Origin of the sequence: Streptomyces cylindrosporus (assembly GCF_022698165.1) — a bacterium.
In the GTDB taxonomy this organism is placed as follows: Bacteria; Actinomycetota; Actinomycetes; order Streptomycetales; family Streptomycetaceae; genus Streptomyces; species Streptomyces cylindrosporus.
The window spans coordinates 40,946-62,605 of the sequence record NZ_JALDAY010000002.1; the positions used below are offsets into that span (position 1 = coordinate 40,946).

General features: G+C 71.7%; 24 protein-coding genes and 1 tRNA gene. 9 read left to right on the forward strand and 16 right to left on the reverse strand.

Annotated elements, in window-relative coordinates:
• Nucleotides 1-2: 2 nt before the first annotated feature.
• The 5 genes from MQP27_RS05135 to MQP27_RS05155 form a co-directional block, all read right to left on the reverse strand.
• On the reverse strand, nucleotides 3-494 hold the full coding sequence (locus tag MQP27_RS05135; RefSeq protein WP_242761628.1) for an SHOCT domain-containing protein: 492 nt from the start codon (nucleotides 492-494) through the stop codon (nucleotides 3-5).
• 79 nt (nucleotides 495-573) lie between these two features.
• The gene (locus MQP27_RS05140) at nucleotides 574-1,206 is read right to left on the reverse strand and encodes an HdeD family acid-resistance protein (RefSeq protein WP_242761630.1); all 633 of its coding nucleotides are present in this window, start codon (nucleotides 1,204-1,206) and stop codon (nucleotides 574-576) included.
• A 65-nt stretch (nucleotides 1,207-1,271) separates the two neighbouring features.
• On the reverse strand, nucleotides 1,272-1,802 hold the full coding sequence (locus MQP27_RS05145; protein ID WP_242761632.1) for a hypothetical protein: 531 nt from the start codon (nucleotides 1,800-1,802) through the stop codon (nucleotides 1,272-1,274).
• On the reverse strand, nucleotides 1,799-3,619 hold the full coding sequence (locus MQP27_RS05150) for a glycoside hydrolase family 15 protein (protein WP_242761634.1): 1,821 nt from the start codon (nucleotides 3,617-3,619) through the stop codon (nucleotides 1,799-1,801). The genes MQP27_RS05145 and MQP27_RS05150 overlap by 4 nt, the downstream gene beginning before the upstream one ends.
• Before the next feature lie 593 nt (nucleotides 3,620-4,212).
• A tRNA-Pro gene (locus MQP27_RS05155) sits at nucleotides 4,213-4,286 on the reverse strand.
• Nucleotides 4,287-4,670: 384 nt separating this feature from the next.
• On the opposite strand from MQP27_RS05155, the gene MQP27_RS05160 reads away from it, so the two are divergent.
• From MQP27_RS05160 to MQP27_RS05170, 3 genes are all read left to right on the forward strand, one after another.
• On the forward strand, nucleotides 4,671-5,216 hold the full coding sequence (locus MQP27_RS05160; RefSeq protein ID WP_242763564.1) for a DUF309 domain-containing protein: 546 nt from the start codon (nucleotides 4,671-4,673) through the stop codon (nucleotides 5,214-5,216).
• Between the two features lie 351 nt (nucleotides 5,217-5,567).
• Nucleotides 5,568-6,350, forward strand: coding sequence for a precorrin-6A synthase (deacetylating) (gene cobF / locus MQP27_RS05165; protein ID WP_242761636.1), 783 nt, complete (start codon nucleotides 5,568-5,570; stop codon nucleotides 6,348-6,350).
• Nucleotides 6,351-6,488: 138 nt separating this feature from the next.
• Nucleotides 6,489-8,579, forward strand: coding sequence for an MDR family MFS transporter (locus MQP27_RS05170; RefSeq protein WP_242761638.1), 2,091 nt, complete (start codon nucleotides 6,489-6,491; stop codon nucleotides 8,577-8,579).
• Here MQP27_RS05170 and MQP27_RS05175 read toward each other — a convergent pair.
• Together MQP27_RS05175 and MQP27_RS05180 are read right to left on the reverse strand one after the other, a co-directional pair.
• Nucleotides 8,568-9,281 (reverse strand): Lsr2 family DNA-binding protein, encoded by a 714-nt coding sequence (locus MQP27_RS05175; RefSeq protein ID WP_242761640.1) that lies wholly within the window; start codon nucleotides 9,279-9,281, stop codon nucleotides 8,568-8,570. The genes MQP27_RS05170 and MQP27_RS05175 overlap by 12 nt on opposite strands.
• Nucleotides 9,282-9,367: 86 nt before the next feature.
• Entirely contained in the window at nucleotides 9,368-10,114 is a 747-nt protein-coding gene (locus MQP27_RS05180; RefSeq protein WP_242761642.1) for a cobalt-precorrin-6A reductase, read from the reverse strand.
• Between the two features lie 201 nt (nucleotides 10,115-10,315).
• Between MQP27_RS05180 and MQP27_RS05185 the strand changes: the two genes are divergently transcribed.
• Entirely contained in the window at nucleotides 10,316-11,782 is a 1,467-nt protein-coding gene (locus MQP27_RS05185; protein ID WP_372511133.1) for a hypothetical protein, read from the forward strand.
• A 61-nt stretch (nucleotides 11,783-11,843) separates the two neighbouring features.
• On the opposite strand, the gene ykgO is transcribed toward MQP27_RS05185, so the two are convergent.
• The 4 genes from ykgO to MQP27_RS05205 all read right to left on the reverse strand — a co-directional run bounded on the left by ykgO (nucleotide 11,844) and on the right by MQP27_RS05205 (nucleotide 13,314).
• On the reverse strand, nucleotides 11,844-11,966 hold the full coding sequence (gene ykgO / locus MQP27_RS05190) for a type B 50S ribosomal protein L36 (RefSeq protein ID WP_240858519.1): 123 nt from the start codon (nucleotides 11,964-11,966) through the stop codon (nucleotides 11,844-11,846).
• Between the two features lie 12 nt (nucleotides 11,967-11,978).
• Entirely contained in the window at nucleotides 11,979-12,236 is a 258-nt protein-coding gene (locus tag MQP27_RS05195) for a type B 50S ribosomal protein L31 (RefSeq protein WP_242761657.1), read from the reverse strand.
• 39 nt (nucleotides 12,237-12,275) lie between these two features.
• Nucleotides 12,276-12,440 (reverse strand): 50S ribosomal protein L33, encoded by a 165-nt coding sequence (gene rpmG / locus MQP27_RS05200; RefSeq protein WP_242761659.1) that lies wholly within the window; start codon nucleotides 12,438-12,440, stop codon nucleotides 12,276-12,278.
• A 100-nt stretch (nucleotides 12,441-12,540) separates the two neighbouring features.
• The gene (locus MQP27_RS05205; protein ID WP_242761661.1) at nucleotides 12,541-13,314 is read right to left on the reverse strand and encodes a sulfite exporter TauE/SafE family protein; all 774 of its coding nucleotides are present in this window, start codon (nucleotides 13,312-13,314) and stop codon (nucleotides 12,541-12,543) included.
• Nucleotides 13,315-13,473: 159 nt separating this feature from the next.
• Here MQP27_RS05205 and MQP27_RS05210 point away from each other — a divergent pair, with 159 nt between their 5' ends.
• The 5 genes from MQP27_RS05210 to MQP27_RS05230 all read left to right on the forward strand — a co-directional run bounded on the left by MQP27_RS05210 (nucleotide 13,474) and on the right by MQP27_RS05230 (nucleotide 16,760).
• A complete protein-coding gene (locus MQP27_RS05210; RefSeq protein ID WP_242761663.1) occupies nucleotides 13,474-14,283 on the forward strand; it encodes an alpha/beta hydrolase in 810 nt (269 codons plus the stop codon).
• An 88-nt stretch (nucleotides 14,284-14,371) separates the two neighbouring features.
• Nucleotides 14,372-14,854, forward strand: a complete 483-nt coding sequence (locus tag MQP27_RS05215; protein ID WP_242761665.1) for a Dps family protein — start codon at nucleotides 14,372-14,374, stop codon at nucleotides 14,852-14,854.
• Between the two features lie 74 nt (nucleotides 14,855-14,928).
• A complete protein-coding gene (locus MQP27_RS05220; RefSeq protein ID WP_242761674.1) occupies nucleotides 14,929-15,261 on the forward strand; it encodes a DUF3140 domain-containing protein in 333 nt (110 codons plus the stop codon).
• Entirely contained in the window at nucleotides 15,258-15,905 is a 648-nt protein-coding gene (locus MQP27_RS05225) for an endonuclease (RefSeq protein ID WP_242761676.1), read from the forward strand. The genes MQP27_RS05220 and MQP27_RS05225 overlap by 4 nt, the downstream gene beginning before the upstream one ends.
• Before the next feature lie 54 nt (nucleotides 15,906-15,959).
• The gene (locus tag MQP27_RS05230; protein ID WP_242761678.1) at nucleotides 15,960-16,760 is read left to right on the forward strand and encodes an SAM-dependent methyltransferase; all 801 of its coding nucleotides are present in this window, start codon (nucleotides 15,960-15,962) and stop codon (nucleotides 16,758-16,760) included.
• An 11-nt stretch (nucleotides 16,761-16,771) separates the two neighbouring features.
• Here the strand turns inward: MQP27_RS05230 and MQP27_RS05235 are convergent, their stop codons facing one another.
• Genes MQP27_RS05235 through MQP27_RS05255 form a run of 5 tightly spaced genes read right to left on the reverse strand, consistent with a single transcriptional unit; the run spans nucleotide 16,772 to nucleotide 21,650 of the window.
• Nucleotides 16,772-17,461 carry an SDR family NAD(P)-dependent oxidoreductase gene (locus MQP27_RS05235; protein WP_242761680.1) on the reverse strand — a complete coding sequence of 230 codons (690 nt, stop codon included), beginning with the start codon at nucleotides 17,459-17,461 and terminating at the stop codon, nucleotides 16,772-16,774.
• Nucleotides 17,458-18,333 (reverse strand): cupin domain-containing protein, encoded by an 876-nt coding sequence (locus MQP27_RS05240; RefSeq protein ID WP_242761682.1) that lies wholly within the window; start codon nucleotides 18,331-18,333, stop codon nucleotides 17,458-17,460. The genes MQP27_RS05235 and MQP27_RS05240 overlap by 4 nt, the downstream gene beginning before the upstream one ends.
• A complete protein-coding gene (locus tag MQP27_RS05245) occupies nucleotides 18,330-19,682 on the reverse strand; it encodes an amidohydrolase family protein (protein WP_242761684.1) in 1,353 nt (450 codons plus the stop codon). The genes MQP27_RS05240 and MQP27_RS05245 overlap by 4 nt, the downstream gene beginning before the upstream one ends.
• A gap of 22 nt (nucleotides 19,683-19,704) precedes the next feature.
• Nucleotides 19,705-20,685 (reverse strand): alpha-ketoacid dehydrogenase subunit beta, encoded by a 981-nt coding sequence (locus MQP27_RS05250; protein WP_242761686.1) that lies wholly within the window; start codon nucleotides 20,683-20,685, stop codon nucleotides 19,705-19,707.
• Nucleotides 20,673-21,650, reverse strand: a complete 978-nt coding sequence (locus MQP27_RS05255; RefSeq protein WP_242763567.1) for a thiamine pyrophosphate-dependent dehydrogenase E1 component subunit alpha — start codon at nucleotides 21,648-21,650, stop codon at nucleotides 20,673-20,675. Before MQP27_RS05255 ends, MQP27_RS05250 begins: the two co-directional genes overlap by 13 nt.
• Nucleotides 21,651-21,660 lie beyond the last annotated feature (10 nt).

Here is a 21,660-nt window from a genome sequence, read left to right on the forward strand (position 1 = left end):
CCTCACTGCCGGGCCGCCCCCGTCGTCGACCCGGCCGTCGCGGTCGGGCGCTGCCCCGGTCCCACCGGCCCGTAGTCCGTCAGGACCAGGTCCTTCGCCCTGCGGAACTCGTCGTCCGTGATGTCGCCGCGGGTGCGCATCTCGGAGAGTTTCGCCAGTTCGTCGGCGCTGCTGTGGCGGGGCTCCGTGCTCTGGGCGGTGCGGCGGATGTAGTCGTCGAAGGCCTGCTGCTGCCCGCGCGCCTGCGCCGCCTCCCGGCGGCCCATGTTCTTGCCGCGCGCGATGACGTAGACGAAGACGCCCAGGAAGGGCAGGAGGAGGACGAAGACCAGCCAGCCGGCCTTGGCCCAGCCGCTCATGGCGTCGTCGCGGAAGACGTCCACGACGATCCGGAAGAGCAGGATGAACCACATGATCCACAGGAAGAACCAGAGCATGGTCCAGAAGACGTTCAACAGCGGATAGTCGTAAGCGAGGTACATCGGCGCACTCACAGCCTCTCCTCGTCCAGGCCGCACACGCGGCACCGGTTCCTGCCGTCATCACCGTGCCCACGCCAAGGCGCCCTCGGCCTCACTCGGAGCGGGTGAGCCTGGCCCGCCAGGCGAGGGCCAGCACCAGTTCGGCCAGCCCGAGCAGCACGAGCCACAGTCCGACCAAGCGGGTCAGGGCGCGGGCCGACTCGGCGGGCATCGCCAGGACCACCACGCCCGCGACGATCGCGAGCACGGCCACCCCGAAGAGGAAGCCGCGGTGCGGCAGGCCCTTGGCGGCGATGGCCGTGTAGAGCGTGAGGATGCCGGACGCCAGCCACACGATCCCGACGATCAGGGAGAGCGTGGCGATGGTCTGCAGCGGGTTGCGCAGACACAGGACGCCGGCGAGGACGTACAGCATCGACACCAGCAGGCCGGTGAGGCGTTCGCCGTGGTCCTCGCGGGCGAAGGACGCCACGAAACGGAAGGCGCCGATCACCAGCAGGTAGAGGCCGATGAGGACGGCCAGCACGTGCAGGGTCTCGTCCGGCCAGACCAGCACCAGGACACCTGGTACGAGCGTGGCGAGCGCGGAGCCCAGGAGCCAGAGCCACGACCCGCCGAGGCCGGCCAGGACCTCGGACGGGTCACCCGCGGGGGCTGCGGGGGGCGACGGATCGGGCAACGGTTCCGGTCCGGTACGGGCTTCAGGACGATGTGACGCCGTCATGACTTCTCTCCTCACCCATGACTCCTCCTCGGTGCGTACGCGTCGGTGCGTGGGCGCGCAGTCGGTCAATGCGTCAGGAAGATCTTCAGTACGATGATCAGCAGGCCCAGCAGCAGGTTCACCGAGGCGGTGACCGTCACCAGGCGCCAGGAGGCACCGGCGCTGCGGGCCGCGGCCGCCGACCAGCCGACCTGCCCCGCCACCGCGACGGAGAGGGCCAGCCAGAGGGCGCCCTGCAGTTCGAGGCCGAGCAGGGGGCTCACCGCCACAGCGGCGGCCGGCGGAACGGCCGCCTTGACGATCGGCCACTCGTCCCGGCACACCTCCAGCACCGCCTTCCGGTCCAGGCTGCGCTGGGCCATCCGCGCCCCGAACAGCTGGGCGTGCACATGACCCAGCCAGAACGCCAGCCCGGTGCACAACAGCAGCAGCACCAGCCGAAGGCGCGGGAACGACTCCACGGCGCCCGCGCCCACGACCACGGAGGCGGCGAGCATCGAGCCGTAGACACCGCCGGTGTAGTCGGCGTGCGCCCTGTGTTCGGCGCGGTGCGACCCGGTGGTGGCCGGGTCGCAGCGAGCCTGTCCGGTACTCAAGCGACCTGGTCCATCGCGTGGTCGAGGGAGAGCGCGGCCGTGATCAGCGCCAGGTGCGTGAAGGCCTGCGGGAAGTTGCCGAGCTGCTCTCCCGTGGGGCCGATCTCCTCGGCGAAGAGGCCGACGTGGTTGGCGTACGTGAGCATCTTGTCGAACGCGTACCGGGCCGGCCCCAGCCTGCCCGCCCGCGCGAGCGCGTCGACGTACAGGAAACTGCACAGCGAGAAGGTGCCCTCGCTGCCGCGCAGGCCGTCCGGGGAGGCCTGGGGATCGTAGCGGTGGACGAGGCTGTCGGAAACGAGTTCCTGCTCCATCGCCTCCAGGGTGGACAGCCAGCGCGGGTCGGTCGGTGCGATGAAGCCGACGGAGGGCATGAGGAGGAGGGCGGCGTCGAGGGTGGTGTCCTGGTAGTGCTGGACGAAGGCCTGGCGGCTGGTGCTCCAGCCGCGCTCCATCACCTGGCGCAGGATGTCGTCTCGGGCCGCGCTCCACTCGACGATGTTGCCGGGGCGGGCGAAGTCGCGGGCCATGCGGATGCCCCGGTCGAAGGCGGCCCAGCACATCAGCCTGCTGTAGGTGAAGTCCTTCTGGCCGCCGCGGGTCTCCCAGATCCCCTCGTCGGGCCGGTCCCACGCCTTCACCAGCCAGTCCAGCACCCCGCTCAGCGCCTGCCAGCCGTCGTACGGCGGCACCTCGCCGGCGTCCCGCACGGCCTCGGACAGCGCGAGCGCCGCCTCGCCGTAGATGTCGAGCTGGAGCTGGCCGGCGGCCCCGTTGCCCACCCGCACGGGGGCGGAGCCCTGGTAGCCCTCCAGGTGGTCGAGGACCTCCTCGGACAGCTCCGGGTCGCCGTCGACGCGGTACATGATCTGCAGGGGGTCGCCGCTGACGGTCCGCCCGGCCCGGATCCGGTCACCGAGCCAGGTGCGGAAGGCGTACGCCTCCTCGACGTGGCCGATCCCCAGCAGCGCGCCCACCGACATCGAGCCGTCGCGCACCCAGGTGTAGCGGTAGTCCCAGTTGCGGCCGCCGCCGATCTGCTCGGGCAGTCCCATGGTGGGCGCGGCGACCGGTGCGCCGGTGGGGGCGTAGGTGAGCAGTTTCAGGGTGATGGCCGCCCTGTTGACCATGTCCTGCCGGCGCCCGCGGTAGCGGCTGCGGCGGCTCCACGCGTGCCAGTAGTCGCGGGTGCGCTCGTACAGCGCCATCACGTCGGCCTGGGTGCGCGAGGGCAGCGGCCCGATGCGCTCGGCTCCCACGGTCAGTACGACGGCGGCGAACTCCCCCTGTTTCAGCACCACTTCGCCGGTCACGTCATCTCCGTCCCGGGTCCACCGGACGGGACCGTTCGTCTGCAGTACGGCGTGGCCGCCGGTGCCGTCGAAGTGGAGGGCGTCCTCGGTCTGCTCGACGCGGTGCGTGGCGCGGCCGTAGTCGAAGCGGGGGCGGCAGGCGAGCGTGAAGCGGACGCGGCCGCGCGTCACCCGCAGGATCCTGACGAGCCGGTGCCGGTCCGCCGCCTGCTCGGGCCGCTCGACCGGCATGAAGTCGACGACCTCGCCGACGCCCTCGGTGGCCAGGAATCGGGTCACCAGGATCGCGGTGTCCTGCAGGTAGAGCTGGACCGGGGGGCGTTCGGTGTCGGCGGAGACGGTGAAGTGACCGCCGCGGTCGTGGTCGAGGAGCGAGGCGAACACGCTCGGCGAGTCGAACCTCGGTGCGCAGAACCAGTCGACCGTGCCGTCCGAGGAGACGAGTGCGGCGGTCTGGAGATCGCCGATGAGGCCGTGGTCCGCGATGGGGGGATAACGTCGCATGATCGAAGCTCCCTTCGGGGCCGACACCCCGCCCGCCCAGAACATCACCGGGCGGACCGATGCCGTCTTCGCCCGCCGCGGGTGAATTGGGGGCGGCGGGGGGAGGGGGACGGTGGCCTCGGGGGGAGGAGGCGGGGAGGGGGAGAGTCGCCTCGGGGGCAGGAGGCGCGGGGACGGGAGAGTGGCCTCGCAGGGCCGGAGGCGAGGAGGGGAGAGTCGCCTCGGGGGCAGGAGGCGCGGGGACGGGAGAGTGGCCTCGCAGGGCCGGAGGCGAGGAGGGGGAGTGGCCTCGCGGGGCAGGAGGCGCGGGGACGGGAGGGTGGTTTCGCGGGGCACGAGGCGCGGGGCTCGGACGCAGGCCTCGGGCATGCGGCCTGCGGGCTCGGGCTGGGTGCTCAGGCTTGGGGCTCGGCGCTTGTGGATTGGGGCGCGTGGCTTGGGGTGCCTGGATTGAGCGCGCGGATTGAGGTGGGCTGATTGAGGTGTGCCGCGGTTTGGGGCTCGGTGGACCCCTGTGACGCGGTTCGGCGGCTCGGGAGTGGCCCACGCGAAAGGGCCCCGCAGGCTCTCGCCTGCGAAGACCCTTCGCACCGTCGGGACGACAGGATTTGAACCTGCGACCCCTTGACCCCCAGTCAAGTGCGCTACCAAGCTGCGCCACGTCCCGGTGCGCTGCCCGCGGTGAACCGCGTGATCGCGCGGACAGCACTTTACCCCACGTCGGGGGCCCGGCCGAAAGCGGGGCGCCGGGGCGCGGGACAATCGGTGCATGGCCAGCACATCGTCAGGACGAACGCCGGGTGCACGGGGACGGGACGAGGGGGGCGGGGCGCGCGCCGCGCGGGGGCGGGGCGAGGGCCTCGCGGGCACCGCCGCGGGGCGGAACGATGAGGGTCTGGCTCGCGGGGTGCGGGACGGGGAGGGCGGGGACGAGACGCGCGACTCCTGGGAGCGCGGCAACGAGGGCAAGACGCGTGATGTACGGGACCGGGAGGGCGAGGAAGAGACGCGCGCTGTGCAGGATCGGGACCGCGACCGGCCGGCGCGCGGGGTGCGGGACGGGGGCGATCAGAGCCTCGTGCGGGATGCGCGGGATCGGGACAGTGAGGGGCGGGCTCGTAACGCGCGGCCGCGGGACGGGCTCGGGCGGCCGTTGCCCTACGGCGCGCAGGGGGTCTCCCGGCAGCCCGAGGGGGTCGTACGGGCGCCCGAGCAGACCGTGGCCGAGGCGCAGGAGCTGCTCGATGCCGGGAAACCCTTCCATGCGCACGAGGTGTTCGAGGACGCCTGGAAGTCGGGGCCGGAGCGGGAACGGGAGCTGTGGCGCGGGATGGCTCAGCTGGCGGTGGGGCTCACGCACTCCGCCCGCGGGAATGTGACCGGGGGTGCGCGGTTGCTGCGGCGGGGGGCCGGGGCGGTCGAGCGGTGGGTGGAGGATTCGGGGGAACGCGCGCCTTACGGGATGGATCTTCCCGGGGTCGTCGCGTGGGCGCGGGCGCTGGCGGACGAGGTTGAGCGGGGTGGCGGGGAGGGCGGGGACTGCGGGCTTGTGGATGCCGGGGCGCGGGCGCCCAGGCTCAGGGGGGCGGGGACGTGACAGGGTCGCGTCGCGGAGGGCGGTAGGGGCGCCGACACGGCGCCGACATCTCGGGGCGGCGCGGCACGCCTCGACGCCCCCGGCACGTCGCCCACTCACCCCACTCACGCCCACCCTCGCAATCCCGCCGACGACACACTCGCTCCCTGGTCCCCGTTCCCCGCTCCCGATCCCCGCCGCCCCTTGAGCTTGCCCCCCTCTGACCCTCGGTGCGTCCCATGCTCCGCGCTCCCCTCCCCCACACCACCCGACGTCCTCCCCCTCCCCCCGCCGCCATCGCGAAAGACCAAGCCCCCCCACCAGCCCCGACGCGGTGTCCCCGTTGTCAGTGGCGTGCGGCAGACTCGGGGGGTGCGAAAGATTCATGTCATCGGTATCGGTGCGGGCGACCCCGAGCAGCTCACGTTGCAGGCGGTCAAGGCGTTGCGGAGTACGGACGTGTTCTTCATCCTCGAGAAGGGCGAGGTGAAGAGCGATCTCACGCGGCTCCGCCGGGACATGCTGGACGCGCATATACCGGAGGGGCAGCCGTACCGGGTGGTGGAGGCCACCGACCCGGAGCGGGACCGGAAGGCGGGCGGGGCCGACTACTCCCCCGCCGTCGGGGACTGGCGCAGTGCCCGGGCCGGGATCTACGAGCGGTTGATCGCAGAGGAGTTGGGGGACGGGGAGAGCGGCGCGTTCCTCGTGTGGGGGGATCCGGCGCTCTACGACAGCACGATCGGGATTCTCGAGGAGGTCCGGGAGCGTGGCGGTGTCGAGTTCGAGTACGTCGTCGTGCCCGGCATCAGCAGCGTCTCCGCGCTCGTCGCCCGGCACCGGACAGGGCTGAACCGCGTCGCCCGCCCCGTGCAGATCACCACCGGGCGGCGGCTCGCGGAGGGGTTCCCTGAGGGGGTGGACGACGTCGTGGTGATGCTGGACGCGCACCAGACCTTCCGGCAGTACGCCGACCAAGACATCGACATCTACTGGGGCGCCTACATAGGCACCCCGGACGAGATCCTCGCCTCCGGCCCGATCGCCGAGGCCGCCCCACGGATCGAGCGGCTGCGGGCGGAGGCCCGTGAGCGCAAGGGCTGGATCATGGACACGTATCTGCTGCGCAGACATCCCGAGGATCTGGAGCGGTAAGCCAACCCGGCAGCCCCTGGCCGGCCCCTGGCCAGCCGTCGGTCGGCCGTCGGTCGGCCGTCAGTCGGCCGTCGGCGCCCGCCACCCGAGCGGCCCGCCCCGCATGCACCGCCCCGCAGCCGGTGTGATCGTGACCTCGTGACAGTGACCGAGGACACCGCGCCGTCCGTCGCCGCGCAGCCCCCCGTGCTGGACTCGCGGCGCCGCAACGTCGTCTTCGTGACGATCATGCTGGGCATGCTGCTCGCGGCCCTGGATCAGACGATCGTGGGCACCGCGCTGCCCACGATCGTGTCGGACCTGGGCGGCGCCGCGCACATGTCGTGGGTGGTGACGTCGTACCTGCTCGCGGAGACCGTCTCGACCGTGCTGGTCGGCAAGTTCGGCGACCTGTTCGGCCGCAAGGTGGTCTTCCAGGTGTCGGCGATCGTGTTCATCACCGGCTCGTTCCTGTGCGGCCTGGCCACCAACATGTCGCTACTGATCGCCTGGCGGGCGATGCAGGGCGTCGGCGCGGGCGGGCTGATGGTGACGGCGATGGCGCTGATCGCCGACGTCATCCCGCTGCGGGAGCGCGGCAAGTACCAGGGCGCGATCGGCGCGGTGTTCGGCGTGGCGACGGTCATCGGGCCGCTGCTCGGCGGGCTGTTCACCGACCACCTGTCCTGGCGCTGGGCGTTCTACGTCAACGTGCCGATCGCGATCGTCGTTGTCATCGCGGCCGCCCGCACCATCCCCGTGGTGAAGTCGGCGTCCCGGCCCGTCATCGACTACCTGGGCATCGCGCTGGTCGCGGTCGGGGCAAGCGCGCTCATCCTGGCGACGAGTTGGGGCGGCAACGAGTACGCGTGGGGTTCCGGCGTCATCATCGGCCTGTTCGTCGGCGGTGCGATCGCGCTGGGCCTGTTCTGCTGGGCCGAGACCCGGGCGCGCGAACCGATGCTGCCGATGCGGCTGTTCGGCAATCCGGTGTTCACGGTCTGCTCGATCCTCAGCTTCATCGTCGGCTTCGCGATGCTCGGCGCGATGACGTATCTGCCGAGCTATCTCCAGTACGTCGACGGCGACTCGGCCACGATCTCCGGCGTGCGGACGCTGCCGATGGTGATCGGGCTGCTCATCGCGTCGGTGTTCAGCGGCAACGTGGTCAGCAAGACCGGCCAGTACCGGGTCTTCCCGATCGTCGGCTCCCTGGTGATGGGCGTCGGCCTGTATCTGATGTCGCTGATGGGGCCGGGCACCGGGGCCTGGCTGGAGTCGCTGTACATGTTCGTGCTGGGTACCGGTATCGGCCTGTGCATGCAGGTGCTGACGATCGCCGTGCAGAACACCGTCGACTACGCCGACCTCGGCACCGCGACCTCCGGCGTCACCTTCTTCCGTACGCTGGGCAGTTCGTTCGGCACCGCGGTGTTCGGCACGATCTACACCAACTCACTGAAGCCGAACCTCACCGACGGCATCGCCGCCGCCGCGAAGACCGGCGCCGCGGCCCCAGCCGTGATCGCCAAGGCGGCGACCAGCCCGGAAGGGCTGCACAGGCTGCCGTCCGCGGCCGCCACGCCGATCATCGACGCCTATGCCGACACCATCCAGACCGTCTTCCTGTGGACGGTGCCGGTCGCGGCCGTGAGCTTCGTGGTCTCCCTCTTCCTCAAGCAGGTCGAGTTGCGCGACAGCGCCCGCAAGGGCTCCACCGACATGGGCGAGGGCTTCGCCTCCCCGCACGGCGGCGACTCGCAGCGGCTGCTCGAAGCGGCCGTCGGGAAGATCATCGGCAGTACCGGCCTGGACACCGCGCGCCGGATCATCGCGGAGTCCGACACCCGTCTCGACATCGCCGGTGCCTGGGCCGTGATGCAGGTCGAGCTGTTCACGCGGATGGTCGGGCACGCCAGCCTCGGCCTGATCGCCGCACGTCGGCACATGCCGCCGGAGGTGCTGCTCCCGGTCTTCGACCGCATGGTCGAGGAGGGCTATCTCACCCGCGACGGCTATCTGCTCTCCCACACAGAGGCGGGAAGGCGGGAGGCCGCCGTCATCGGCAAGGCCTGGGGCACATGGCTGGAGGAGCGGGTGCGGCAGGACATCGGCCGTCCCTCGGGCACCGATCTGCGCGCCGCGGTGGACACGATCGCCAAGCGCCTGCTGGTCGAGGACCTGAGCAACGGTCTCCCGGAGCGCCGACAGCCGGAACTGGCCGGCGCCCACCAGGCCTCACCTCTGTGACATCTCGTAGGCCTCGCGGATGTGCGCGGGGATTCGCCCGCGATCGTTCACGGGATAGCCGTTGGCGCGTGCCCAGAGGCGTATCGGCTCGTCTTCCGGACGGGGCGCGGGTTCACGGGGTTCAGCGGGCCGGCCGGGGCCTCTCCAGTCGCCCGAGGACACCCCTTCCAGTCGGTCCGCCGTCTCCTGGAAGAAGGCGAACAGCGAGGCGTACACGCCCTCCTCGGGACCGGACGCCTCGTCCCAGAATCCAATGGTTCCGTTGCGCGTGTCCAGAAACGTCCCGTAGAGACCGTCGCGCTCCGCGGCAATGGGCACCCACTCACGACGCCAGAACGGATGGGCGGGGTCCGCGGACGGTTCCGCCTCCTCCAGGCCCAACCGGCTGAGGTACACCCGCTGGATGTCCGTCAGGCCGAGCAGGAGATGACCGCCGGGGATGTCCATCTCACACCCCAGCGCCACCAGACAGGCCTGACCGTCGGGTCGCCTGCCGGCATCGATGTCGTTCACCAGCAGCCATTGCCGCAGCTCCCCCGGCAGGTCCAGTCCCATGCGCAGTTCGGCTTCCCTGATGGCCGCATGGTTTCCCGGGCCCCCGAGGGCGGCAAGGGTTTCAGGGTCGTTGCGTTCCAGCCACGCGGTGACCCGACCCCACGCCTCTCGCACGTCCCCTGTCCCGTGCGTCGGGCTTCCGCTCATGTGTGATCCCCACTCCGCCAAGAGGTCCATGCGTTTCTCCCCGGACGACCACGGTCACGGACGACCAGCGTCACGGACGACGCCGGTCACGGACGACCCGGGTCAAGCCACCACAGGGCCCCCGCCACGTCCGACACCACCCGCGCGCCTTCCGGCAACGACGGCCTTCGTACGACCACGGCCGGCACCCCCAGCCCGCGCGCGGCCGTCAGTTTGGCCGCCGTGGCCGCTCCCCCGCTGTCCTTCGTCACGACGACGTCGACCAGGTACTCGCGCAACAGCGCCGTCTCGTCGTCGACCGTGAACGGGCCGCGCCCGAGCAGCACTTCGGTGTGCGGGGGCAGCGGCGGCTCGGGGGGCTCAACGGAACGTACGACGAAGTGGCGGTCCGTGAGGTGGGCGAAGGCCGACAGGCCCATGCGGCCCGTGGTCAGGAACACGCGCGGGCCGAAGCGGGGCAGCGCGTCGGCCGCGGCGGACAGGGACGCGACCATGTGCCAGCGGTCCTCGGGGCCGGGCCGCCAGCCGGGGCGGCGCAGTACGACCGCCGGCACGCCGGTTGCGGCGGCGGCCCGCGCCGCGTTCGCCGTGATCGCCTCGGCGAAGGGATGGGTGGCGTCGACCAGGGCGTCCACCTGTTCCGCGCGCAGCCAGTCCGCCAGCCCGTCCGCCCCGCCGAAGCCGCCGACCCGGACCTCGCCCGCCAGCGCGCCCGGCCGGGACACCCGCCCGGCGAGGGAGGTGGTGACGCGCACGTCCGGGCGGGCCGCGAGGGCGGCGGCCAGTTCACGGGCCTCGGTGGTGCCGCCGAGGATCAGGACGTGCTGAGGCATACGAGGAGCCTACGAGGTGCGACACACGGCCCCGACGCCGAGCCCCGGCACGACGGCCGAGGCCGACACCCGGCCGCGGCACGCCGCCGCGAGCGAACAGTATGAACACAACGATCACGGGCATGGTCCCGGCTCACAGCCCGCTCCTAGCATCGCCGCCGACGGCGCGACGAAGCGTCGACGAGGACGAGGAGCAGCGTCTTGGACAGGTCGGGAACGCGTGCACGGATCCGCAGAACCAGCCGCCGGATCCGCAGAACGAGCCGCCGTACGGGGGTGATCGCCGCGCTGGCCGCGGTGGTCGCCGCGCTCACCGGCGGCCCTCCGGCCCAGGCGGCCGAACCGCCGCCGGCCGCCGTCGACTGCCCGGCGGAGCTCGCCGCGAAGGCCACCTGCTACACCGGCAAGGACGCCAACGGCGCCTACTACGCCATCGCCGTGCCGAAGTCCTGGAACGGCTCCCTCGTCGTGCACGCCCACGGCGGCCCCGACCTCGGCGCCGGTTCGGATCCGCAGCGCAGCCTCGACGATCTGGCGCGCTGGTCGGTGATGGTGGACGAGGGGTACGCCTGGGCGGGGTCCTCCTACCGGCGCGGCGGCTACGGCACCCGGATGGCGGCCGAGGACACCGAGAACGTACGCCGGTTGTTCGTCGGGGAGTTCGGCAAGCCGCGCCGGACGTACGTGCACGGGCAGTCGTGGGGCGGGGACGTCGCCGCCAAGGTCGTGGAGACGTACGGCCGCGAACACGGGCCGTACGACGGCGCGTTGCTCACCAGCGGGGTGCTCGCGGGCGGGTCGCGGGGATACGACTACCGCGTCGACCTGCGGGTCGTGTACCAGTACTACTGCCGCAACCATCCGCGTCCCACCGAGCCGCAGTACCCGCTGTGGCAGGGGCTGCGGGCCGACTCGACGATGACGGCCGCCGGGCTGCGGGCGCGGCTCCAGGAGTGCACCGGGTACGCCTCACCGCCGCAGGAGCGGACCGCCTCGCAGCAGCGCAACCTCGACGACATCCTCGCCGTCACCGGCATCCCCGAACGCACCCTGGAGTCGCATCTGCGGTTCGCGACCTTCACCTTCCGCGACATCGTGCACGACCGGCTCGGCGGGCGAAATCCCTTCTCCAACCAGGGAGTCCGGTACACGGGCTCGCACGACGACGACGCGCTCAACGCGGGCGTCGAGCGGTTCACCGCCGACCCCACCGCCGTACGCGACCTGTCCTACGACAGCGATCTCACCGGCAAGGTGTCGATCCCCGTGCTCACGCTGCACGCCATCGACGACCCGACGGCGTTCGTGGAGCACGAGGCCGCCTACCGGGCGACGCTTCAAGGGGCCCACCGGGAGCGGTACTTGGTGCAGACGTTCACCCGGGAGACCGAGCACAGCGAGCTCAGTGACGCCGAGTACGCCAACTCCATCGCCGCGCTGGACAGTTGGGTGCGGAGCGGGAAGAGGCCGACTCCGGGCTCGGTCGCCGCGTCGTGCGCCGGCTTCGACCGGTCGTACGGCACAGGCTGCTTCTACGACACCGGCTTCCACCCCTCCCCGTACGCCTCCCGGGTCCGGCCGCGGCCGGGCGGGCTGCGCTGGCCGGCCATGACGGCGGCGCGGGAGAAGGAGTGGAGCAGGATCGACGGGGTCGGGATCGCGCCCTGACGCACGCGGGCACAGGAAAGGGCGGCCCCATGAGTGGGGCCGCCCTGCATCCGTGCCTTCGTCAGCCCTGGCGGGCCTTGAAGCGGGGGTCCTTCTTGTTGATCACGTAGACCACGCCGCGCCTGCGCACCACCTGGGCGCCGGGCCTGGCCTTCAGTGAGCGCAAGGACTTGCGCACCTTCATGGTTCTGCTCTCCTAGTCACGCGCACCGGCGCGGCCGTAGCGGCGCTCGAAGCGCTCCACTCGGCCCGCGGTGTCCACGACCCGCGAGTTGCCGGTGTAGAAGGGGTGGGACGCCGAGGAGATCTCGACGTCGATCACGGGGTATGTGCGGCCGTCCTCCCACTCGATCGTCTTCGACGAGTCGGCGGTGGAGCGGGTCAGGAACGCGGTGTCCGCGGCCCGGTCGCGGAAGACGACGAGCCGGGTCTCGGGATGGATGCGGGGCTTCACGGGGTTTCCCTCCTCGGGGACGGGGCGTTACGGCGATGTTCAGCGGGTCTCGCGGAACTCGACGTGGGCCGCGGCCACCGGGTCGTACTTGCGCAGGACCAGCCGGTCGGGGTGGTTCTGACGGTTCTTGCGGGTCACGTAGGTGACGCCGGTTCCGGCCGTCGACCTCAGCGTGACGACGGGGCGCGCCTTGCTGCGTGCCATCGCGTCCTCCCTTCGCCCACGCCACGGAATCCTGATCCGGGCATGTCAATCACAGCCGGTTCAACACGGGGTCCCCTCGGTTCATTCCCGGCTGCCGGTCTCAGCGGAGCAGCAGCTGGAGGCCGCCGACGATCGTCGCCGCGATCACGAGCTGCTCGAAGAGACGCTGGTTGATCCGGTTCACGGCCCATTTGCCGAACAGCGCGCCGGGTACGACGAAGACCGCGAGGGCGGCGTCGAGGAGCAGGGAACGGCCGTCGATGAGGCCGAGGCCCGCGCTGAACGGCACCTTCGACACGTTCACGATCAGGAAGAAGAAGGCCGAGGTGCCCAGGAAGCCGAGCTTGCGGAAGCCGGCGGACAGCAGGTACATCGACATCACCGGGCCGCCGGCGTTCGCCACCATGGTCGTGAAGCCGCCGAGGACGCCGTACGAGCGGGCCTTGATCCGGCCGGAGCGGGTGGTCACCGAGTCCGGTTCCTCGTCGGCGTCCGTCCTGCGCCGGCGCCACACCGTCACTCCCGCCATCAGCAGCAGGATCGCGCCGATCGACGTCCGTACGACCGCGTCGTCCGCCCACACCAGGAAGAGGGTGCCGACGACCACGCCCGCCGCGACGGCCGGGAACAGCCGCCACAGGGTGGGCCAGTGGGCGTGGCGGCGGTAGGTGATGACGGCGAGGATGTCGCCGGCGATCAGGACCGGCAGGAGGACGCCGGTGGAGGCGCGGGCGGGCAGGACCGCCGCGAAGACGGCGAGGCTCACGGTGTTGGCCCCGCTCACGGCGGTCTTGGAGAAGCCGACGAGGAGGGCCGCGAAGGCGAGGGCGGCGAATTCCCAGCCGGTTATGTGCCAGAGCGTCATCGTGTTCATGCGGGGACCGATGCTATGTGCAGGCAACCGGGTGTGTAAGTACCGTCTCGCTGGTTGGCACCCGGCAGGGCTCCTCACCGGCACGACGCTTTGTGAGACTGGGTGACAGTGGCCGGGGCTGTTTGGATCCGGTTGACCGCCGACGCACTTGGAGGACAGATGCCGGACGTCCGCGAGCACGTCCTGAACGGGAGCCGCGGCGCGGTCGTCGTGCGCGAGTGGCCGTCGCGGGAGCCCCGGTACGTGGCTCTCGTCGTGCACGGTTACGGCGAGCACGTCGGCCGGTACGAGGAGGTCGCCGGCGTCCTCGTGGAGCACGGCGCGGTCGTCTTCGGGCCCGATCACATGGGGCACGGGAAGTCGGACGGCGAGCGGGTGCTGATCGAGGACTTCGAGGAGGTCGTCGACGATGTGCGTGCCGTGGCCGAGCTGGCCCGGTCCGCGCATCCGGGGCTGCCCGTCGTCCTCGTCGGTCACTCCATGGGGGGCCTGATCTCCGCGCGGTACGCCCAGCGGTACGGCGACGAGCTCGCCGCGCTGGTGCTGTCCGGGCCGGTGATCGGGGCCTGGGAGCTGCCGGAGCGGCTGCTCGCGCTGGACGAGATCCCGGACACGCCCATCAGTCCGGCCTCGCTGTCCCGGGATCCCGCGGTCGGGGCGGCGTACGCGGCGGATCCACTCGTCTGGCACGGGCCGATGAAGCGGCCGACGGTCGAGGCGTTCGCGCGGACCCTGGAGACGGTGGCCAAGGGCGGTGACATCGGGCCGCTGCCGCTGCTGTGGCTGCACGGGGACGACGACCGGCTGGTCCCGCTCGCCGGCAGCCGGGTCGGCGTCGAGCAGCTCAGGGGCCGCCGGCTCACCGAGCGGATCTACGCCGGTGCCCGGCACGAGGTCTTCCACGAGACGAACAAGGCGGAGGTCTTCGCTCACCTCGTCCGCTTCCTGGACGACCGGCTCAGGGACTGAGACGGCGGCGCGAACCGGCAGGCCACCACGTTTGCCCTCCTTTCGCCCTGGGCACCCGCGCCCGCACGGACGAAAGGAGAGGCACCTCATGACCGTGGTGAAGAGCACGCTTCCCGAGCCGGCCCGCAAGGTCGCCGGGGAGGCTCTGCAGAGCACTCTCGTGGATCTTCTCGGGCTGTCGCTGATCGCCAAGCAGGCGCACTGGAACATCGTGGGCCCGCGCTTCCGCTCGATCCATCTGCAGCTCGACGAGGTGGTGGCCACGGCACGCACATACGCCGACACGGTGGCGGAGCGTTCCGCGGCGCTGGGTCTGCCGCCGGACGGCCGACCCGAGACCGTGGCCGCCGACTGCACCCTGCCGGGCCCGAAGGACGGCTGGCTGCGGGACACCGAGGTCGTCCAGCTGATGGTGGACGCGCTGGAGGCGGCGATCGGGCGGCTGCGGGAGCGGATCGCCGCGACCGACGAGCCGGATCCGGTCACCCAGGACCTGCTGATCTCGCTCACCGCCGAGCTGGAGAAGGAGCGGTGGATGTTCGACGCGGAGAACTGGCCGCGGGAGAACTGACCGACAGCACCAGCCCGTTACGCACGAGGCCCGTTACGCACGGAGTCTCGTTACGCACGCAGAAGGGGACGCGAATGACCGACGCCCTCGAACTCGACGCGCTGTGGGAGGACTTCCACCGCGTGGTGAACATGACCTCGCAGGAGCTGGCCGCCTGGCTGCGGGTCAGCGACGCCGACGAGACCACGGAGCCGCTGCCGGAGCACGCCGGCACGCCGACCGGGCAGCACGTCCTGGCGATCCTGCAGAAGCGCCGCACCGACCTCACCGACGAGGACATCGAGGTGATGTACGAGGTGGTGGACGAGGTGACGGCTCAGACGGACGTGGAGAACGAGCCGGAGGCGGAGGAGACGCGCCGCCGGCACCGGCTGATGACCGTCGGCCACGACCCGCTCAAGCCGTGACCGACGACAGGCGTGTCGTGCGGGAGCTCGTCGGCGCGCACGGGCGGACCTTCGCCGAGGATGCGGGCATCACGCTCAGGGACACCCCGCAGCCGCTGTACCGGCTGCTGGTGCTCGCCCTGCTGCTCAGTGCCCGCATCCGCGGGTCCATCGCCGTCGACACGGCCCGCGAGCTGTACCGGGCCGGGCTGCGGGACCCGCGCCGGATGGCTCAGGCCGACTGGCAGGCGCGGGTGGACGCGCTCGGCCGAGGCGGATACCGGCGTTACGACGAACGCACCGCCACCCAACTCGGCGACGGAGCCGAGCTGTTGAGCGAGCGGTGGGGCGGTGATCTGCGCCGGATGCGGAAGGAGGCGGACGGGGACGTCTCCGCGTTGCGCCGGCTGCTTCAGAAGGTGCCGGGGATGGGACCCGCCGGTGCCGACATCTTCCTGCGCGAGGCCCAGCGCGTATGGCCGGAAGTGGCCCCCTATCTGGACGGCAAGGCGCTCGACGGAGCCGCGCGGCTGGGGCTGCCGAAGGACCCCGACCGGCTGGTGAAGCTGGCCGGGGACACCGAACCGGCCGTGCTGGCCGCCGCGTTGGTGCGGGCGGCGCTCGACAAGGAGGTGGCCGAAGACAGTCTCCGCCGGGCCGCGTGACCGTGCCAGACTGCTCGGGCGTCACATCGGGCGCACCGAGCAGAGGAGCAGCACGTGACCGCGACCGGGCCGGGCGTCCCGCGGATCGACACCAGCAGGCCGCACCCGGCCCGCGTCTACGACTGGTTCCTCGGCGGCAAGGACAACTACCCCGTCGACGAGCAGCTCGGCCGGCAGATCATGGCCATCGAGCCCGCCGCGGCGCGGGCCGCGCGCGCCAACCGCGGCTTCATGCGGCGGGCCACGCGTCTGCTCGCCGAGGAGTCGGGCATCCGCCAGTTCCTCGACATAGGCACCGGCATCCCCACCGAGCCCAACCTCCACCAGGTCGCGCAGGGCGTCGCGCCGGACGCGCGGGTCGTCTACGTCGACAACGACCCGATCGTGCTCGCCCACGCGGGCGCGCTGCTGCGAGGCACCCCGGAGGGCGTCACGGAGTACGTGCAGGCCGATGCCCGCGAACCCCGCTCGATCCTCGAACAGGCGGGACGGATACTCGACTTCGACCGGCCGGTCGCGCTCTCGCTGATCGCCCTGCTGCACTTCGTCGCGGACGAGGACGGCGCCCACGACCTGGTGGACACCCTCGTCGAGGCGCTCGCGCCGGGCAGCTGCCTGGTCCTCTCGGCGATGACCGCCGACTTCGAGCCGGAGAACGTGCGTCGCAGCATCGAGGCGTACACGGCGGGCGGGGTGACCCTGGTGGCCCGCTCGCAGGCCGAGATGGCCGGGTTCTTCAAGGGACTTGAGCTGGTCGAGCCGGGGATCGTGTGCGTGGTGGACTGGCGTCCGGAGGCCGGTGGGGGCGGCGAGGAGCCGGTGGCGCTGTACGGGGGCGTCGGCGTGAAGGCCTGACTGAACGTCAATCACCCAAGCAGCCATCCCCCGTCCACGCTCAACTCCACCGCGTTCACAGACCTGTTGCGCAGCAGGAAGTCCACGGCGTCCACCACGTCCGCCACCGTCGCGAGCCGTCCCGTCGGGGTCCGTGCGCGCAGAGCGGCCAGGACTTCGGCCGGCTTGGCCTGCCAGTACGGGCTGTCGCCCACGACGCCGGGGTGCACGGCGTTGACGCGGACCGGGGCGAGCTCGACGGCGAGGGTGTTCACCAGGCCCCGTACGCCCGCGTTGACCGTCGCGACCGTCGTCGCCCCGGGATAGGGCCGTTCCTTGGCCTGGCCGCCGAAGACGACGATGGCGCTGTCGTCGGTCATGCGGGGCCGCAGCACGTGCACGACCTCGGTGTAGCCGACGAGTTTGAGGGTGACGAGGGCGAGGGCGGCGTCTATGTCGTAGTCGGTGGTGCGGTTCTCGTCGCGGGAGACGCCCGCGAGGACCAGGTGGTCGACGCGGCCGACGTCCGCCAGCGCGCCCGCTATCGCCCGCGGTCGGGACAGGTCGAGGGCGAGGCCGCGGGCGCCGATCTCCTTGGCGACGGTCGCGGCGCGGTCGGCGTCGCGGCCGGTGAGCACGACCTCGTCGCCCGACTCGGCGCGTACCCGGGCGAATTCGCGGCCGATGCCCGACGTACCGCCGACGACCAGGACACTCCTCATGACTCCAGGGCCTCCCTCAGATACTCCCAGTCCCGGGTGAACCGGTACGAGTGGCGCGGCGGCGGCTGCGGTGCCTGGGTCTCCAGCCAACGCAGCGGCCCACTACCGGCGTTGGCGAAGCCGTGCACGCAACCGGCGCCCGCCCAGGCGCAGTCGCCGGGGCCGAGGCGGTACCTCTCGCCGTCGAAGACCGCGTCGGCCTCCCCTTCGAGGAAGTAGTACGTCTCCTCGAAGGGGTGGTCGTGGGTGCCGGCGACGCCGTCGGGCGCGTACTGCACCATGAACATCGTCGAGGCGACCGCGCCGAGGTCGCTGTCGACCATCATCTTGACCGTGATGCCGCTGTAGACGAGCAGCGCGGTGCGCATGCTCGCGGAGACCGCGAGGAGGTCCTGGGACTGCTTGCCCGGGTCCATCGCGTCGGGCTCGAAGTGGCCGAAGTTCCTGGTGCGCGGGTCGCGTACGTCGATACGGACGGGGTCGCGCGGGGGCAGATCGGGGACCGCCTGGGTGTCGTACCCGTAGCGGGCCCGGGGCACCGGCGCCAGCATGTCCGCCCAGCGCGCCGCCGTGTCCCCGGCGCCGCGCCAGGCGTGCGGGAGGCCGGTCGGGAGGATGCCGTAGTCGCCCTCCTCCAGCAGGAAGGCGCCCTCGGGCACATCGAGGATCACGGTCCCGTCGAGGACGTGGAAGCTCTCCTCGTACGAGTGCACATGCGCGGGCACCGCACCGTCGGGCCGCAGTTCGCAGACGCCGAAGCCGGTGTGCACGCTTCCGTCGTCCTCGGCAACCAACACCTTTCTGCGGTGGCCGAGTTGGTCGTACGGCGGGTCGGGCCGGTCGGCGGCTCGTCGCACCAGGTGTCGGGTCATGCGGTGGACTTCGCCTCCTTCGCCGCGAGGAGCCGGTCGCGGGACTCCTCGACCAGCCGCCGGGCCCGCGCGACGTCGGCCGTCAGCTTTCCGTCGCGCTTGCGGACCACGCCGTCGACGATGACGGTCTCGACGTTGGACACGTCGGCGGACAGGGTCACCGCTGCCGCCGCGTCGTGCACCGGCGCGACGTTCAGGGCGGTGGCGTCGAGGGCGACGACGTCGGCGCGCTTGCCGGGGGTCAGGGAACCGGTGCGGTGCTCCAGTCCCGCGACATGCGCGCCGTTGACGGTGGCGATCTCCAGCATCCGACGGGCCGTCAACATCGTTTCGGGGACCGGCACATCGGCCTGCCAGCACTCGGCGTTGACGCGCGCCCGCTCGGCGCCGAAGGCCGCGCGGATCTGGGTGAACATGTCGCCGGGGACGGTGGTGACGACATCGATGCTGAGGGAAGGTCGCAGCCCGTGCTCGATCGCCTTCATCACGGGCGGCCAGCCGTGCCCCATCTGCGTCTCGACCTGCGGCGCGATCGACACCGTACCGCCGCTGTCGGCGACCATCCGCCACTCCTCCTCGCTGAGGTGGCAGCAGTGGATGTAGGTGGTGTCCGGGCCGAGGAGGCCGAGGTCACCGAGCTGCTTCACCATGCCGAAGCGGCCCGCCAGCCGGCCCATCGCCACGTGCACGGTGATGGGGATGCCGAGTTCGCGGGCGAGGGCCCATTCGGCGGTGACGACATCGTTGACGCAGAAGCCGGGGCCGCGGGTGGCGAGCGCCATGGTGAGCAGGCCGTCGTCGGAGGCGAAGTACTTGGCGCGTATACGGCGGACGTCGTCGCCCGGGATGGCGATCTTGCTCTCGAACCAGTAGTCGGCGAGGGAGGTGTTGGCGCTGCCGTAGGCGTACTGCGCGCGGATGCCGGTCTCGCCGAGCGCCTGGATCGCGGCGTCCGGGTGCTCGGGCGTGTTGTTGATGTGGGACCAGTCGACGAGTGTGGTGATGCCGGCGTCGAGGCATTCGAGGGCGCCGGCGAGGTTGGCCGCGTACACGTCCTCGGGTGTGTAGAGCGGGGCGAAGGTGTCGAGGATGTCGACGAAGTAGTCGTCCAGGGTCGCGTCGGGGGCGACGCCCCGGATGGACGCCTCCCAGGTGTGGCGGTGGGTGTCGACGAAGCCGGGGATCACGATCCGGCCGGTCATGTCGAGCACTTCGGCGTCGGCGCTGATCTCCGGCCGCACGGCCGCGATCTTCCCGTCCTCGATCAGGACGTCACCCCTCGGCAGGTCCCCGACGGCGGGGTCCATGGAGACGACGTGCCCGGCGCGAAGGAGTGTCCGATCGGTCATCGCGCTTCCTCCTAGCGGGTGTTCAGTACGCGGCGAGACTCCGGACGGCCGCCACGACCTTGTCTGTGGTGGGGATGACCTGCTCCTCCAGCGCGTCCGCGAAGGGCAGCGGGACGCACTCCCCCGCGATCCGCCGCACCGGCGCGTCCAGCAGGCCGAAGCCCTCGTCGGCGACGACCGACACGAGGGTGCCGCCCCAGCCGCCCTGGTACGGGTTCTCCTCGACGGTCACGAGCCGCGAGGTCCTGCCGAGCGAGGCGAGGACGGTCGCGGTGTCGAGCGGGACCAGGCAGCGCAGGTCGACCACCTCGACGCCGATGCCCTCCTCGGCGAGGCGCGCGGCGGCGCTCAGGGCCACCGGCACCATGGCGGCGAGCGCGACCAGCGTCACGTCGGCGCCCTCCCGCACGACGGCCGCGCGGCCCAGCTCGACCAGGTGGTCCGGCGGCGGGGGCGCTCCCTTGCTCGCCAGCAGCCCCTTGTGCTCGAAGAAGACGACGGGGTCGTCGCTGCGGATCGCCGCCGCCATCATGCCGACGACGTCGGCGGGGGTGGCGGGAGCGGCGATCTTCAGTCCCGGTACGGTCAGCGCCCAGTTCTCGGTCGCCTGCGAGTGCTGGGCGCCGAAGCCGAGACCGCCGCCGTTGGCGGTGCGCACGACGAGCGGAACGGTCACCTGACCGCCCGTCATGTACCGCACCTTGGGTATCTCGTTGGCGAGGTAGTCCCAGCAACAGGCGAGGAAGTCACTGAACATGATCTCGGCGACCGGCCGCATCCCGGTCATCGCGGCGCCCATCGCCGCGCCCACGATGGCCTGTTCGGAGATCGGCGTGTCCCACACCCGCTCCGGCCCGAACTCCTTGAGCAGTCCGACGGTCGTCTTGAACACCCCGCCCGCCTCGCCGATGTCCTCACCGAGGCACACGACCGACGGATCGCGCCGCATCTCCCGCGCGAGACCCTCGGCGACCGCCTCCCGGTAGGTGATCACGTCCGCCATGCCGCACCTCCGTCCGCCCATACGTCGGTGAGCGCGTCGCGCGGATCCGGCGGCGGCGCGTTCTTCGCCGCCTCGACCGCCTTCTGTACGACGTCACGGGCGCGCTCGTCGGCGGCGGTGACCTTGGCCTCCGGTACCCCCATCTCCACGAGCCGCCCGCGCGCGAGGTCCAACGGGTCGTGCTTGAGCCAACGTTCGACCTCCTCCGCCGGGCGGTAGGCGGCCGGGTCGGCGCGGCTGTGCCCGAAGTGGCGGTAGGTCTCGGCCTCCAGCACGGCGGGCCCGTCTCCTGCCCGGGCCCGTCGGGCCAGTCCGGCCACCGCGTCGCGGACGGCGACGACGTCGTTGCCGTCGACGGTCTCGCCGGGGATGCCGTACGAGGGTGCCCGGTCGGCCGCGGGGCGGGCGACGGCCGTGACGTCGGCGATCGGCGTGTACTCCATGTAGAGGTTGTTCTCGCAGACGAACAGCACGGGCAGCTTCCACACGGCGGCGAGGTTCAGCGCCTCGTGGAAGGCCCCGATGTTGGTGGCGCCGTCCCCGAAGAAGGCGACGGCGACCTGTCCGCTGCCGCGCAGCCTGGCCGACCAGGCGGCGCCGACGGCCATGGGGAGGTGGGCGCCGACGATGGCGTACGAGCCCAGCATGTTCATGGACGCCTTGGTGAGGTGCATGGAGCCGCCCTTGGCCCCGCACAACCCGGTCGCGCGGCTCATGAGTTCGGCGAGGCACTCCTCGGGGGTGGCGCCGCGGGCCATGGCGTGGTGGTGGCCGCGGTAGGTGGCGAAGACGTAGTCGTCGGGGCGCAGGGCCGCGCTCGCGCCGACGGCGATCGCCTCGTGGCCGGCGGCGAGGTGGGTGGTGCCCTTGACCAGGCCGGACATGAACAGGTCGTGGGCGGCCTTCTCCGTGCGGCGGATGACGGCCATCTGCTCGTACAGGGTGAGGAGTTCGGTCGCTTCCATCATTCGGTGC